11 protein-coding genes and 1 tRNA gene are annotated in these 14,498 nt (G+C 66.2%); 10 read left to right on the forward strand and 2 right to left on the reverse strand.

The features are described 5' to 3' along the window. On the forward strand, positions 1-1,559 hold a 1,559-nt coding region (locus Q0Z44_RS12190; protein WP_298013114.1), incomplete at its 5' end, for an ATP-binding cassette domain-containing protein. A gap of 15 nt (positions 1,560-1,574) precedes the next feature. Here Q0Z44_RS12190 and ptsP read toward each other — a convergent pair. Then, positions 1,575-3,365 carry a phosphoenolpyruvate--protein phosphotransferase gene (gene ptsP, locus Q0Z44_RS12195; RefSeq protein WP_109037353.1) on the reverse strand — a complete coding sequence of 597 codons (1,791 nt, stop codon included), beginning with the start codon at positions 3,363-3,365 and terminating at the stop codon, positions 1,575-1,577. A gap of 172 nt (positions 3,366-3,537) precedes the next feature. Between ptsP and Q0Z44_RS12200 the strand changes: the two genes are divergently transcribed. The 9 genes from Q0Z44_RS12200 (at position 3,538) to Q0Z44_RS12240 (ending at position 13,396) form a co-directional block, all read left to right on the forward strand. After that, positions 3,538-4,398 carry a GNAT family N-acyltransferase gene (locus tag Q0Z44_RS12200; protein WP_298013152.1) on the forward strand — a complete coding sequence of 287 codons (861 nt, stop codon included), beginning with the start codon at positions 3,538-3,540 and terminating at the stop codon, positions 4,396-4,398. Positions 4,399-4,446: 48 nt separating this feature from the next. Next, the gene (rsmB, locus tag Q0Z44_RS12205) at positions 4,447-5,847 is read left to right on the forward strand and encodes a 16S rRNA (cytosine(967)-C(5))-methyltransferase RsmB (protein ID WP_298013117.1); all 1,401 of its coding nucleotides are present in this window, start codon (positions 4,447-4,449) and stop codon (positions 5,845-5,847) included. Further along, complete coding sequence (locus tag Q0Z44_RS12210; protein ID WP_298013119.1) at positions 5,847-6,437, forward strand: DUF4390 domain-containing protein; 591 nt, start codon at positions 5,847-5,849, stop codon at positions 6,435-6,437. The genes rsmB and Q0Z44_RS12210 overlap by 1 nt, the downstream gene beginning before the upstream one ends. Before the next feature lie 10 nt (positions 6,438-6,447). Then, a complete protein-coding gene (locus tag Q0Z44_RS12215) occupies positions 6,448-8,766 on the forward strand; it encodes an ATP-binding protein (protein WP_298013121.1) in 2,319 nt (772 codons plus the stop codon). A gap of 37 nt (positions 8,767-8,803) precedes the next feature. Beyond that, positions 8,804-9,592 (forward strand): response regulator, encoded by a 789-nt coding sequence (locus tag Q0Z44_RS12220; protein WP_298013124.1) that lies wholly within the window; start codon positions 8,804-8,806, stop codon positions 9,590-9,592. 65 nt (positions 9,593-9,657) lie between these two features. Then, a tRNA-Phe gene (locus Q0Z44_RS12225) sits at positions 9,658-9,733 on the forward strand. A gap of 347 nt (positions 9,734-10,080) precedes the next feature. Next, positions 10,081-11,433: a site-specific integrase gene (locus Q0Z44_RS12230; protein WP_298013126.1), complete on the forward strand. Its 1,353-nt coding sequence runs from the start codon at positions 10,081-10,083 to the stop codon at positions 11,431-11,433. A gap of 111 nt (positions 11,434-11,544) precedes the next feature. Beyond that, entirely contained in the window at positions 11,545-11,724 is a 180-nt protein-coding gene (locus tag Q0Z44_RS12235) for a hypothetical protein (RefSeq protein WP_298013128.1), read from the forward strand. 1 nt (position 11,725) lies between these two features. Next, a complete protein-coding gene (locus tag Q0Z44_RS12240; protein ID WP_298013130.1) occupies positions 11,726-13,396 on the forward strand; it encodes a recombinase family protein in 1,671 nt (556 codons plus the stop codon). 138 nt (positions 13,397-13,534) lie between these two features. Here Q0Z44_RS12240 and Q0Z44_RS12245 read toward each other — a convergent pair whose 3' ends face one another. Beyond that, on the reverse strand, positions 13,535-13,984 hold the full coding sequence (locus tag Q0Z44_RS12245) for an NIF family HAD-type phosphatase (protein WP_298013132.1): 450 nt from the start codon (positions 13,982-13,984) through the stop codon (positions 13,535-13,537). Positions 13,985-14,498 lie beyond the last annotated feature (514 nt).

Below are 14,498 nucleotides of genomic sequence, written 5' to 3' on the forward strand. Positions count from 1 at the left end.
AGCGCGTCGAAGAAACCCTGCAGCGCCTGAACCTCTCGGCCGACCTGCCGATTGCGAGCCTCTCGGGCGGCATGAAGAAGCGCGTTGCCCTGGCCCGCGCCCTGGTGGCCAGCCCCGATGTGCTCTTCCTTGACGAGCCCACCAACCACCTGGACCTGGATGCCATCACGTGGCTGGAGGATCTGCTCAAGGACTTCAAGGGCAGCATCCTGCTGATCTCCCACGACCGCGCCTTCCTGGACAACGTGTGCACCCGCATCGTCGAGCTCGACCGCGGCCAGCTGCGCAGCTATCCCGGCAACTTCGCCGCCTACCAGACGCTGAAGGAGCAGGAACTGGCCGACGAGGCCGTCGCCAACGCCCGCTTCGACAAGCTGCTGGCGCAGGAAGAGGTGTGGATCCGCAAGGGCGTGGAAGCCCGCCGCACGCGCTCGGTGGCGCGCATCAAGCGGCTGGAAGGCCTGCGTGCCGCGCGCTCGTCGCGCCGCGACGTGGTGGGCCGCGTCAAGCTTGAGGTCTCGCAGGGCGACCGCAGCGGCAAGATCGTGGCGGAACTCGAAGACGTCTCCAAGTCCTATGGCGGGCGCACCATCGTCAAGGGGTTCACGGGCACCATCCTGCGGGGCGACAAGGTCGGCCTGGTCGGCTCCAACGGCGCGGGCAAGACCACGCTGCTGAAGATGATCCTGGGGGAACTGGCACCCGACAGCGGCACCGTGAAGCAAGGCGCCAACCTGGCCGTGGCGTACTTTGACCAGATGCGTGACCACCTCGACCTCGACGCCACGCTGGCCGACTTCATCAGCCCGGGCAGCGAGTGGATCGAGATCAACGGCTCGCGCAAGCACGTGATGGGCTATCTGCAGGACTTCCTGTTCTCGCCAGCGCGGGCCAACTCGCCCGTGCGCACGCTCAGCGGCGGCGAGCGCAACCGCCTGCTGCTGGCGCGCCTGTTCGCCAAGCCGAGCAACGTGCTGGTGCTCGACGAACCCACCAACGACCTTGACATCGACACGCTCGACCTGCTCGAAGACCTGCTCGCCGAGTACCCGGGCACCGTCTTCCTGGTCAGCCATGACCGGCGCTTCCTGGACAACGTCGTCACCTCGACCCTGGTGGCCGAGGGCAACGGTCACTGGCGCGAATACGAAGGCGGCGTCGAAGACTGGCTGATCCAGTCGCGCCGCGCGCAGGCCATTGCGGCCGGCAAGCCGGGGGCAGCCGCCATTGCCGCCGCCGTCAAGCAGACGCCGGAAGCCGACACGCGCACACCGGTGAGCGTCGCCGCCGACACCGCGCCCGCCGTGGCCCCGGTAGCCGCCGTGGTGGCCCAGCCGAAACGCAAGCTGAGCTACAAGGAACAGCGTGAGCTCGACGAGCTGCCCGCCCGCATCGAGGCGCTGGAGACCGAACAGGCTGAACTGAACAAGCAGCTCGCCGATCCCGACATCTACAGCAAGGAAGGCGCGAACGTGGCGGCCATGCATGCCCGCGTCGAGGAGATTGACGAGGCGCTGCTGGCGTTGCTGGAGCGCTGGGAAACGCTGGGCCAGCGCTGATCGCGGCCTAGCGGGTCAGGCTCGGCGCGCCACCGGGGAGGCCCCGCCGTTCGTCTGCGACAACAGGCTTTCGCAGGCGGCTTCGGGGTCTTCGCTGTAGAGAACCTGATCAAGCAGAGGCGCCAGGCGGCGCGTGTCGGCCCGCAGCACGCGCTGCTTGACCGACGCCACCTGCGTGGGGTGCATCGAGAAGCTGCGCAGCCCCATGGCCAGCAGCAGCTCGGTGAAGGCCGGGTCGCCCGCCATTTCGCCACACACACTCACGCCTTTGCCCGCGGCACGGGCCTGGGTGATGGTGTTGGCCACGAGTTGCAGGACCGCAGGGTGCCACGCGTCGTACAGGTGGGCCACGGCCTCGTCAGCGCGGTCGATCGCGAGCGTGTACTGGATGAGGTCGTTCGTGCCGATCGACAGGAAATCGAAGTGCTTCAGGAACAGGGGCAGGGTCAAGGCCGCGGCTGGCACCTCGATCATGGCCCCGAGCTGCACCTCGCCAAAGGAGCGGCCGGCCTCGGTCAGCTGGCGCTTCGCGTGGGCGATGTGCTCCATCGTCTGCGTGATCTCGCGCTGGCTGGCCAGCATCGGAATCAGGATCTTCACCGGCCCGTGCACCGCCGCGCGGTACAGCGCCCGCAGCTGTCGACGGAACATGCTCGGCTCGGAGAGGCTCCAGCGGATGGCCCGCAGGCCCAGCGCCGGGTTCAGCACGGATTCATGTCGCAGCTCTGCAGCCGACAGCCCATCGAGCGGCTTGTCGGCGCCGATGTCGACCGTGCGGATCGTGACGGGCAGGCCCTTCATCGACTCGACGGCACGGCGGTAGGCGTCGTACTGCTCCTCTTCATCGGGCAGGTTGCCGCCGCGGTTCATGAACAGGAACTCGGAGCGGAACAGCCCGACGCCCACCGAGCCCGCTTCCAGTGCCGCCGGGGCGTCCTCCGGCATCTCGATATTGGCGAGCAGTTCGACGCGCTCGCCATCGAGCGTGACCGCCGGCGTGTGGCGCAGACGGGCCAGCCGCCCGCGCTCGAGCTCACTCTGACGCTGCCGGAAGCGGTACTCCTCCAGCACGATGGGCGACGGGTCGACGATGACCAGGCCGGCATCCCCATCAATGATGATGCAATCGTCCTGACGGATGAGGTGGCTGGCCTGGCGGGCCCCCACCACGGCCGGAATGTCCATGCTGCGCGCCACGATGGCCGTGTGCGAGGTCTTGCCCCCGACGTCGGTCACGAAGCCCTTGAACACGCTGCGCTTGAAGTTCAGCATGTCCGCGGGCGCGATGTCGCTGGCCACCAGCACCAGCGGTTCGTCGCCACCGAAGTCGCGGTGCTCACCCCCATCGGGCACGGCCGATGGCTTGCCCTTGCTCAGGCTGCGCAGCAGGCGCTCCACCACCTGCTCCAGGTCGGCCTTGCGTTCGCGGATGTACGGATCGTCCATCTCGTCGAACTGGCGCGCCAGCACCTCGAGCTGCGCGGACACCGCCCACTCCGCGTTGTAGTGGCGCTCGCGGATCCAGTCGGCCGACGCGCCCACCAGGGCCTCGTCCTGCACCAGCATCAGGTGCACATCGAGCAGCGCCGCCAGTTCCGCCGGCGCATCGGCAGGCAGATCGCGCTTGAGCACCTCGAACTCGGTGGCCACCACGTCGCGCGCGCTCAGCAGCCGCCCCACCTCCGATTCGATCAGGGTGGGGTCGATGAAGACGTGCGGCACGTCCACCCGGCTGGACGCCACCAGCACGGCGCGGCCGATGGCCACGCCGCGTGACACCGGCAGGCCGAAGATCTGGATGCTCATGGCTTGATCGTAACAGTGGGCACCCCCGTACCCGGGGTGTGCGGCCTCAGGGTTGACACCCATCACGGCCGGATCGCCGGTGCGTCATGCAACTGTCACGCCAGGTTCATGGGCACGTCACCCCACCTGCCCACAGTCGAGGCTCATGTCCACGAAGCCCCTGGAGATGACCATGCGTGACCTGCCTCTGCCCACGCTGCCGATGGCAGACCTGTCCACCCGCCTGTCGGCCGAGACCCGTGCCGCCCGGAGGTCACTTCATCCGGGCGCAGCGCACGGTGAAGACGCGGCCAGCCGCGCCGGCCTGGCGGTCGTTTGGGCAAGCTCTGAAGAAGATGTTCGCGCCGCTCAACGACTGAGGTACCGTGTCTTCGCGGATGAAATGGGCGCGCGCCTGAATGTGCCCGCCGGCAGCCCGCCCGGTCACGACATCGACCTGTTCGACCCCTACTGCGAGCACCTGCTGGTGCGCCTGATGGGCACCGATGGCGAGCCTGGCGACGTGATCGGCACCTACCGCGTGCTGACCCCGGACGCAGCCCGCCGCGTGGGCGGCCTGTACAGCGAGACCGAATTCGACCTGACCCGCCTGCGCCCGATGCGCAGCCGCATGGTGGAGCTGGGCCGCTCGTGCGTGCACCCGGACCACCGCCACGGCGGCGCCATCATGGCGCTGTGGGGCGCTCTGGCCGAGTTCATGGTGCGCAACGAGCTCGATACCATGGTGGGCTGCGCCAGCATCAGCATGCGCGACGGTGGCCACGTGGCCGCCAGCCTGTGGGAGCAGCTGCGCCACACACACCTCGCCCCGATCGACCTGCAAGTGCGCCCCCGCCTGCCGCTGCCGGTCGACGAACTGGACCGCCACCTGCAGGTCGAGCCGCCCGCGCTGATCAAGGGCTACCTGCGCGTGGGCGCCAAGGTGCTCGGCGCCCCGGCGTGGGACCCCGACTTCCACACCGCCGACCTGCCGATGCTCATGCGCATCGCTGACCTGCCATCGCGCTACCGCCGGCATTTCCTGGGCACCTGACGCCGGCCTGGCCTGCCCACGGCCACGGCAGCGCATAGACTGCGCGCCATGCGCCAACAGCCTCCGCCTCGCCGTACCCCGCCCCGATCCACCCCGGCCTCCGGGCCGCACGCCGCGCCACCGGGCGGCAGCCTGCCGCTGTGGCAGCTGCTGACCGGGTGCGCCGAGGCCGTGGCCGCGGTGCGTGAGGGCCGCTCGCTCACCGACGTGCTGGCCGGGCAGCCGGCCGCACAGCGTCCGGGCGCGCAGGCCCTGTCGTTTGCGGTGCTCCGCCGGCTGGGCCTGGCCCAGGCGCTGCGCAACAAGCTGGTGCCCAAGGCACCCGCCCCGTGGGTCGATGCCCTGCTGCTGTCGGCACTGGCGCTGGCCAGCGGCCCGGAATACGCCGGCCACACGCTGGTCGACCAGGCTGTGGAAGCGACCAAACGCCGCAACAAGGCCGCCAGCGGCTTCGTCAACGCCGTGCTGCGCCGTTTCCTGCGTGAACAGGAGGCCCTGCTGGCCGAACTGGAAGAAGACCCGCTCGCGCGCTTCAACCACCCGGCCTGGTGGATCAAGCGGCTTCAGAAGGACTGGCCCGAACACTGGCAGGCCATTCTCATGGCCAACCAGGAACAGCCCCCGATGACACTGCGGGTCAACACCCGGCATGGCAGCGTGGCGGATTACCACGCGCGGTTGGTGGAAGCCGGGCTGCTGCCCACCGACGCCCCGCCGCCCGCACCCGAGGTGCCCGGAGCGCCCTCGCCCATCGTGTTGCCGCACGGCGTGCCGGTGCAGCGCCTGCCCGGCTTCGACGCGGGCGACGTGTCCGTGCAGGACGCCGCGGCCCAGATCGCCGCTCCGCTGCTGGTGCATGCCAGCGGCCGGGCCTTGCCTGCGGGTGCCAGGGTGCTCGACGCCTGCGCCGCCCCCGGCGGCAAGACGGCCCACCTGCTGGAACTGGCCGACTTGGACGTGACCGCGCTGGACGCCGACCCGGAGCGCCTGACCCGTGTCAACGACACGCTGGCGCGCCTGGGCCTGCGCGCCCGCACCCTGGCTGCCGACGCCAGCCAACCCGCCGGCTGGTGGGATGGCCAGCCCTTCGACGCCATCCTGCTGGATGCGCCCTGCAGCGCGTCGGGCATCGTGCGCCGCCATCCGGACGTGCGCTGGCTGCGTCGCGAATCGGACATCGCCGCGCTGGCCCGCACGCAGGACGCCATCCTCGACGCCCTGTGGCCCCTGCTGCGCCCCGGCGGCCACCTGCTGTACTGCACCTGCTCGGTCTTCCGCATGGAGGGCCAGGATCGGGTCGACGCGTTTTTGCAACGCACGCCGGACGCCCGCGTTCTGCCCTCCCCCGGCCACCTGCTGCCTGTGGTCGAATACCTTGACCCTGGCCATGCCGACCGCGGCGACGGCTTCTTCTACGCCTTGTTGACCCGTACACCTCCAGGTGCGTGATGCCCCAGATGCGCCGCCGAGAGTTGCTGCAACGCAGTGCCTCCGCCCTGCTCGCCATGCCGATGGCGGTCGCGGGGCGTGCAGCGCTGGCCGAGGCTGCTCCGCAAGCCGGCCTGGTGCTCAACCGACTGGCGGTGCAACGGGCCGATGAAGGCCTGCTGCTCAGCTACGACGTGCGCTTCGATCTCCCGGACGACATCGAGTCGGCGCTCGGCAAGGGCGTGGCGGTCACCTTCGTGGCACGCGCAGAACTGCTGCGCCCGCGCTGGTACTGGCTCGACCAGACCCGCGCCCGGGCCGTGCGCCGCTGGCGCCTGGCCTACCAGCCGCTCACCCGGCACTGGCGCGTGAGCTTCGATGGCCTGAGCCGCCAGTACAACCAGCTCGGCGACGCGCTGGACGCACTGCGCCGCACCAACCGCTGGCGCATCGCCGAGCCCGTCGCGTACGCCGACGAACAGGACTACGAGGTCGCCTTCCGCTTCATGCTGGACCCCAACGAGCTGCCACGCCCCCTGCAAATCGGCCTCGGCGGCCAGCCGAACTGGAACGTGTCCGTCGAGCGCCGCGTGCCGGTGCCGCCGGTCTGATGCCCCCCTCATGAGCCCGATCAAGCCCAACCGCTGGGCGTGGATCGTCTCCGGTGTCGCCATGACGGCCACCGGCCTGATCCTCGCCTTCCTGCTCGTCTTCGCCACCCAGAACAGCGAGCGGCTCGAGCCGCATTTCACCTGGCTCTTCTGGACCAACGTCACCGTGGCCGCGCTGCTCGGCGTGGTCATCCTGCTGGCCCTGGGCCGCCTCGCACTGCGGCTGCGCGCCCGCAAGTTCGGCAGCCGGCTGCTGCTCAAGCTCGCCGGCATCTTCGGGCTCGTGGGGCTGTTGCCCGGCCTGCTGATCTACACCGTGTCCTACCAGTTCGTCTCGCGCAGCATCGAGACCTGGTTCGACGTGCGGGTGGAAGGTGCGCTGGAGGCCGGCCTCAACCTGGGTCGCAGCACGCTCGACACCCTCACGCGGGACACCGCCAAGCAGACCCGCGTGGCCGCCGACCGCCTGTCGGACAACCCCGGCCTGCTGGAGATCGAACGGGTGCGCGAACAGATGGGCGCCGACACCGTGACGCTGCTCAACGAAGGCGGGCAGGCCATCCATTCCGCCGGCGGCCGGGCATCGCGCATCCTCGCCGCTGAGCGCCTGCCACTCACCTGGCGGCAGGATGCCCGCAACCGCGGGGTCACGGCCATGGTGGAAGGACTGGACGACGGCGCGGACCACAGCCGCCCCTCGACGCACGAAGCCGGGGAAGAGACCAGCCCGCGCCTGGTCGCCCTGGCCTGGATGCCCGACCGCAGCTTCAGCCTGCAGGCCAAGGGGCACTTCCTGATGGTCACACTCAAACTGCCGGCCGACCTGGTGCGCAACGCGCTCGACGTGCAGGCGGCCTACCGTGAGTACCAGCAGCGCTCGCTCGGCCGTGAAGGCCTGCGCCGCATGTACATCGGCACGCTGACGCTCGCCCTCATCCTGGCCGTGTTCGGGGCCTTCCTGCTGGCGGCCATCCTCGGGCAGCAGCTCGCCCGGCCGCTGCTACTTCTGGCCGAAGGCGTGGGCGAAGTGGCCCGCGGCGACCTGCGCCCGAAACCCATCTTCACCTCGGGCGATGAACTCGGCGGCCTGACCCGCTCGTTCGCCGCCATGACACAGCAGCTCGCCGACGCCCGCACCCTGGCCGACCGCAGTGTGGCCGACCTCGAATCGGCCCGCGCCCACCTGCAGACCATTCTCGACAACCTGAGCGCGGGCGTCATCGTGTTCGACGCCGATGGCCACATCGAGACCGTCAACCCGGGCGCCACGCGCATCCTGCGTCTGCCGCTGTCGGCCTACCGCGGCCGCCCGCTGTCGGATGTGACGGGCCTGGAAGACTTCGCCCAGACGCTGAAAGCCCGCTTCGACCTGCACGCCAACGACCCCACGCCGGGCGAACGCCAGCAATGGCAGGAGGCGTACGAGCTGAAGCTGCCGAACTACCCGGAGGCCCTGACCCTGCTGGTGCGCGGCGCCGAGCTGCCGCGTCAGGAAACGCTGATCGTGTTCGATGACCTCACCGAGGTCGTGTCGGCCCAGCGCGCCGAGGCCTGGAGTCAGGTGGCCCGCCGCGTGGCCCACGAGATCAAGAACCCGCTGACGCCGATCCAGCTCTCGGCCGAGCGCCTGCAACTCAAGCTGGAGGACAAGCTCGCCGGTGAGCCGGAGCGCAGCCTGCTGCGCCGCTCGGTCGACACCATCGTCAACCAGGTGCAGGCGCTCAAGACGCTGATCAACGAGTTCCGCGACTACGCCCGCCTGCCCTCGGCCCGCCTGCAGCCGCTCGACCTCAATGCGCTGGTGCAGGATGTGACTGCGCTGTATGGCCATGCGGTTGAGCAGGGCCGACTGCAGGTGACACTGGCCCCGGATCTGCCGTTGATTCAGGGCGATGCGACGCTGCTGCGGCAAGTGGTGCACAACCTGGTGCAGAACGCCTTCGATGCACTGGAAGAGCGCCCGCCCGAGCACGGGCAGCCCACCGTGCTGGTGCGCACCGACGCCCCCCGCCACGCCGATGGTGGCCTTCGCGCGGTGCGCCTCATCGTGCGCGACAATGGCCCCGGTTTCGCCCCTCACATCCTCAAGCGCGCCTTCGAGCCCTACATCACGACCAAATCCAAGGGCACGGGCCTGGGGCTGGCGGTGGTCAAGAAGATCGCCGACGAGCACGGCGCCCTGGTCAAAGTGCGCAATGTGGGCGAATCCCAGGGGGATGTGGCCGCTGCTGCGGGCTATCCCGCAGGGGGTGTTCCCGGGAGCGGGGCACAAGTTTCGCTATCATTTTCACAGCTGTCATCCAAATCAACCGCGGATCGGGGACACTGAGCGTTGTTTTCCCGATACCCGGTGCACTTCCACATTCATGGCCACCATTCTTGTTGTTGACGACGAACTGGGCATCCGTGCCCTCCTATCAGAGATCCTGACCGACGAAGGTCACTCTGTCGAAGTGGCGGAGAACGCCGCGAAGGCGCGCGTGATGCGCGAACAGTGCAAGCCGGACCTGATCCTGCTCGACATCTGGATGCCCGATGTCGACGGTGTCACGCTGCTCAAGGAATGGTCGGCTGGCGGCCAGCTCACGATGCCTGTCATCATGATGTCCGGCCACGGCACGATCGACACCGCTGTGGAAGCCACCAAGTTCGGCGCGATGGCCTTCCTCGAGAAGCCCATCACCATGCAGAAGCTGCTGCGTGCAGTGGAACAGGGCCTGACCAAGCCGGCCCCGCGCCCTGCCGTGGTCGCGACCCCGCCGGTTCACCTGGCCACCGTCACGCCGATCACCGCCGCCCCTTCGTATGCCGCTGTGAGCAACAGCCCCGCCACCATCTCGCCGATCCGCAGCGAACTGGTGGGCCACGTCGAACCGCACCGCGCCCCGGTGGGCTACGGCATGAGCCACGCACCGATGGTCAGCACGCCCGTTCACACGGGCCCGCAGCACGAGCAGAGCTTCGAGCTCGACCGCCCGCTGCGCGAAGCCCGCGACGACTTCGAGCGCGCGTACTTCGAGTTCCACCTGGCCCGTGAAGGCGGCAGCATGACCCGTGTGGCCGAGAAGACGGGCCTGGAGCGCACCCACCTGTATCGAAAATTGAAACAGCTCGGCGTCGATTTGGGTCGCAGCAAGAAAACCGCTGCAAATTGATGTATAGTCTAGGTCTTCGCTGATCACTGCTTCGCAGCCAGCGAAAACCGAAGGGGAAACCCAGAGGCCTGGTAGCTCAGTTGGTAGAGCAGCGGATTGAAAATCCGCGTGTCGGTGGTTCGATTCCGCCCCAGGCCACCAGATTCAATCTCTTGTAGATCAAGAGGTTATGAAAGGCGGCCTGCACAGGTCGCCTTTTTTGTTGGCGCTTCGCAGAAGTCTTCTGACGTTTTTCTGACGTTTTCGACTGCGGACCGCCCAAGGCCCCTGTCGTTGCCTTGCGCTCCACTGCGCACGGCAACGCGGGAACAGGCCGATCAAAGATGCGCACCTGCGCCCGCGGCAAAGCTATACGCAACTCCAACCACTGGAGTTGACCGTGACTTGTCTGCCCCCTGACTGGCGCCCTTGCGCCCTGGCGATGCCCTCGCCTGCCCGCCCTCGTTGCCTGCACGGCACAGCGCCGCATGCACGGCCGGGAGCGCTCGATGGCTAAGCCCTACCGCGAACCCGCCACCCGCAAATGGAGTTTTCGACTGCGTGTCCGCGGCGAGGACATCTATCGCACCGGCTTTCAGACTGAGGCCGAAGCTCGCAAGGCGCAGGAAGCGCTGAAGCAGTCATTGAAGGCGCCGCATCGCCCGGCGCTCGACGGCCCATGGAAAACCACCTTGGCGCAGGCATTGTTCGACTACGCACAGGAGAGGCTACCCGGCCTCAAGAGTGGCGAGCAAGAATCTCGTCGCATCAATCGCTATCTTCGCCTGGCTCAGGCGCCCACACTCAGACTCGCGCCCGTGCAGTCGACTGGCACAGGTGAGCAAGGCGCTCAAGCCATTGTCTACTGGAGCGTGCGCTGCGAGCCGCCGTCCGAACTGCGGCGCATCCCGCAAGGGCTCTCGAGGCATCGGGATGCGCTGAGCCGCCGCAGCGAGAAAAGTGACCGCATCCGGCAGCGTCTGGCGATCTCCAACGTCGCCGACATCACGGCCCACGACGTCCAGAGCCTCATTGATGCCATGGTTGAGGAAGGCGCGAGCGCAGCGACTGTGCGACTGGAGCACGCCGTGCTACGGCAGTTCTTCAACTACGCCCGCGACACATGGAAATGGAAGCTCGCGGAGGGAAATCCGGCAACCAGGCGCAAGCTGCCGACCGTCGACAACGGCCGTGACCGCGTTCTCACCAACCGGGAATGGTCCAGGGTCTGCGAAGCGCTCGAGACAACCCGCAACCCCTATGTGCCGCTTGCGCTCGCCCTGCTTCTCGAGTCGGCGATGCGGTGCTCAGAGGCGCTCGTGCATGTCACGTGGCGCGACTTCGAGGCGGAAAACTGCCTGCTGCGCCTGCGCTCGGCCAAGGCTGGCAAGCGTGCCGTTCCCCTCAGCCCCGGTGCGCTGGAGGTGATGCAGCAACTGCGAAAGCACGCCGAGTCGCTCGGACCCGTGTCGGCTGACAGCAGGGTGTTCCTGCTGACCTACGAGGCGCTGAAGGCAGCCTGGAAGCGTGCCTGTGAGCGAGCTGAAGTCGAAGGCGTGCGGCTTCATGACCTGCGCCACACCAGTGCCACGCGCTTTGCGCTGGAGCTCAACGGCAACATGCCGGTCCTCAAGGTCATCACCGGCCACAAGACTGACTCGCAGTTGCTGCGCTACGTGAACATCAAGGCCGAAGACGTTTCGAGGCTTCTGCACGGCCGCCCGCTGGACCACGACGACGCTCCCGCCGGCTTGCGCGTGATCCGCGCGGAAATCGTCCGGCCTTTGCGTAACGCACCCACGCCCGACATCGAGAACATGCCGCCGAACGTGGTGGCCCTCTCACCGCGCCCGCGGCGCTGAAGCGCGCGAGCTGCACAGCTCGCCTCGCTAGGACACATCCCACTTCGAGGACGGAAGCGCCCTTCCGTCCTCCTGCGCGTGCCGAGCGCATGCGAACCCAAGGACATCACCATGCCCAAAGCCAATCAAAAAGACCGCGACCAGCCCAAACACGTCGCTATACCTATCAACCGCCGAGAAGCGCCGATTGACGATCTGCCGCTCGCCGCGCGGGAACTGGCTGACTTGCTCGCCGAATTGGCAGCGATGCAGTTCGAAACCAATCTGAACGATTCAAAGAAGGAGCGGTGACATGCTCAAAGCTGGCATTTACGCGCGTTACTCCGACGACAAGCAGAGCGATACATCCATCGAAGACCAGGTCCGATGCTGCCAAGAACTTGCGCAAAGGCACGGTCTGACCGTGTTGGACGAGCACATCTTCAGCGACCGTGCCATCACAGGCACCGAGCTTGGCATACATAAGCTCGAGGGATACCACGCCGCCTTCAAGGCGTGGGACGCAGGCGAGTTCGACGTCCTCTTTGTGGACGAAGTATCCCGCCTGAGCAGAGACGGTGTTGAGCAAGCACTGCTCGTGCGGCGGCTCGAGAACAACCACCGGAAAATACTCGTCACCCATAACGAAGGCATCGATACGCGTGACGCGGACTGGCAACTCCGGTTTGGTTTGCACGGCCTCTTCGCGCAGCAAGAAAGCAGAAAAATCAGAGCACGTGTTGGCCGAGGCATGATCGGCCAGCTCGAGCGCGGCTACATGATTGCCACCCCCCCTTTTGGATACGACCTCAAACGAACAATGGACAGCGACGGACGCAGCCTCGGCACATCCTGGGTCATCAATGAAGAGGAGGCCAAGGTTGTACGTGAGGTCTTCGCCATGCGTGAGCAAGGGCGCTCGATGCATCAGATTGCGGCTCATCTCAACACCCATGGCATTCCAATCGTGCGAAAGCAGCGCACGCCGGAGGGAGGATTCTGGCGACCGAGCCGCGTTCGCAACATGCTGGGCAACACCATCTATCGCGGTGTCTTCGTCTGGCATGGCTCCACAACCTATCAGGCGAGAGCCAACAAGAAAGGCATTGCCGTTCAACCGGTTCACTACCCGCGCCCCGAGCTGCGATTGGTGAGCGATGAAACCTGGCATCGTTGCAACACCAACACGCATAGCAGAACAGGCTACGGAGGCGGCAAGCACTTTCTGGCAGGACTGGTCACATGTGGCTGCTGCAGTGGCACGTTGGTGCTGACCGCACCCAGCAAGAGCAGACGGTCGTTGCTGTGCGCCGGTTGCACCACGTCTGCTCAAGTGCGTTCAGAGCCCGGTGAACGTCTGACCGGCACCGTCGCCATCACCGGCATGACACTGCTGTTGGAGCATGCGTTGCGAGCGTTCCTGACGCCGTCGTTTCTGGAGGCCTTCCGAGCCTCTCTGCGGCTGCGGCTCACGGGCGACCATCGCGATGAGTTGCAAGCATGTAAGCAGCGGCTCAATCAGCTTTCTGCCAGCGGCAAGCGGCTGCTTCGGATGATTGCCAATGCCAGTGAAGATGACCCAGCACTCGAGCAGGAGTATGCGCAGCTGAAAGAGAAAATCAGCAAGACGGAAGCGCGGCTCGCCACGCTCGAGGCAGGAGGAGCAGCCATCGACGCCAAAGCGGCTGAGGCACAGCTCGGAGCGGATCCCGCCACCTTGCTCAAAGAGCTGTTCACGGGCGCAGTTGCCCCGGAACGTCTTCGCGCCGTGCTCGCCCGGCTTCTTCCGTCCATCGTCTTCGAAGGAAAGCAGGGGCGCTACCGGTCCTACTTCCGCATCCAGTTCGCGCCTGGCACTGCACTCGCCATGGCAAGCGGTACGGACGAGCTCGGGAGCGACGTCCTGACACAGAGGTTCGAGCTCTCATACAAGCCGAGTCGCCACAGCGGGGAAGGCCTGTGGACGGTCTCGCAAGTTGAGTAAGGGCTAAAGGGCTACAACGCCGTCGAGATGGCGGACAAGAAGGGCCGCTCGGTGCTGCGAAAGCAGTCCGTGAGCGGCCCTTTTACGAGCAGAGACGGCGGGGATCACGACCAGTCGCATGGCTCGATCGACAAGCCGTCAATTGGGCTTACTCACATCCAGCCTACGCTTTAACTCTCCGAGCACTCGCTTCAGCTCAGCGTCGGAAGCCGAATAGGGGGCCACAAAAGGCTCGACGCGAACCCACTGGTTTCGCTGCTCCGCATGCACGACCAGATCGATGTCGTCGACAAGAATCACTTCATCCGGCGCGACCTCGCCAACAAACGCGAGGTCTTTAACAGGCCCCTCCCAATCAATATATTCGACAGCTTGAAACCAGGCAGGTACTACGCCTTCACTGACAAGAAGCGCCGCAATCGTTCGGAACGTTGACTCCGGTACGCTCGTGTACATCGCTATACGCTCGAATAACACCTCACAACCATCCAGAAAATCCTTCAGGAACGGCCTAGGGAGCTGGCTGACCGCATTGCTGATTAATGTACCTTCCAGGTCCAGGCAAAGCACCTTCGGTTTCCGGCTCATGAGGGCTTCCCCTGCCCACGCGATCCTGCACGCTTGGTGGTAAGTCGAACGACCTCCCGCTCGAGATCCTTGATACGCTCCCTCATCGCGGAAGCGTCCTTGAGTAAGGCCGCTATGGAAGTCCAATATGCGTAGCCTAGATCCCCATCTTCCAACGCCAAAGTGTGGAGCGTTCTAAGCGCAAGATCCAGGTCGATTTCCTCATTCATGCCCGGATGATAGATCGGCTTGAAGCGAGATCAGCGAAAAACCCGCCAGACCAGCCCGATATTACTCACTGCATTTTTATACCTTTGGGGTCCCACAATAGAACGAAATACCACTTGGTATAACTTGCTCACAGCTTTCGCTCTACGCATCTCCTCCCCCGGGAGGATCCAACGGCCCACCATCCTGCAGAATGCCGAACAGGTGAAGAATCTCATGGTCCAACTCGGCAGAAGCATCCGGGCATTGCCATTTATCGGCAACGCCTCTCCTCCGGACAGAAAAAAACAATCTCCGCCGGTGTGGT

The sequence above is a fragment of the uncultured Aquabacterium sp. genome (genome assembly GCF_947366995.1).
Lineage (GTDB): Bacteria > Pseudomonadota > Gammaproteobacteria > Burkholderiales > Burkholderiaceae_C > Aquabacterium.

Excerpts from the sequence above, each read along its gene's own strand:
- Q0Z44_RS12220 (WP_298013124.1), top strand. The coding sequence starts at position 8,804 with ATGGCCACCATTCTTGTTGTTGACGACGAACTGGGCATCCGTGCCCTC.
- Q0Z44_RS12230 (WP_298013126.1), top strand. The coding sequence starts at position 10,081 with ATGGCTAAGCCCTACCGCGAACCCGCCACCCGCAAATGGAGTTTTCGA.
- ptsP (WP_109037353.1), bottom strand. The coding sequence starts at position 3,365 with ATGAGCATCCAGATCTTCGGCCTGCCGGTGTCACGCGGCGTGGCCATC.
- Q0Z44_RS12240 (WP_298013130.1), top strand. The coding sequence starts at position 11,726 with ATGCTCAAAGCTGGCATTTACGCGCGTTACTCCGACGACAAGCAGAGC.
- rsmB (WP_298013117.1), top strand. The coding sequence starts at position 4,447 with ATGCGCCAACAGCCTCCGCCTCGCCGTACCCCGCCCCGATCCACCCCG.
- Q0Z44_RS12235 (WP_298013128.1), top strand. The coding sequence starts at position 11,545 with ATGCCCAAAGCCAATCAAAAAGACCGCGACCAGCCCAAACACGTCGCT.
- Q0Z44_RS12200 (WP_298013152.1), top strand. The coding sequence starts at position 3,538 with ATGCGTGACCTGCCTCTGCCCACGCTGCCGATGGCAGACCTGTCCACC.
- Q0Z44_RS12215 (WP_298013121.1), top strand. The coding sequence starts at position 6,448 with ATGAGCCCGATCAAGCCCAACCGCTGGGCGTGGATCGTCTCCGGTGTC.
- Q0Z44_RS12245 (WP_298013132.1), bottom strand. The coding sequence starts at position 13,984 with ATGAGCCGGAAACCGAAGGTGCTTTGCCTGGACCTGGAAGGTACATTA.
- Q0Z44_RS12210 (WP_298013119.1), top strand. The coding sequence starts at position 5,847 with ATGCCCCAGATGCGCCGCCGAGAGTTGCTGCAACGCAGTGCCTCCGCC.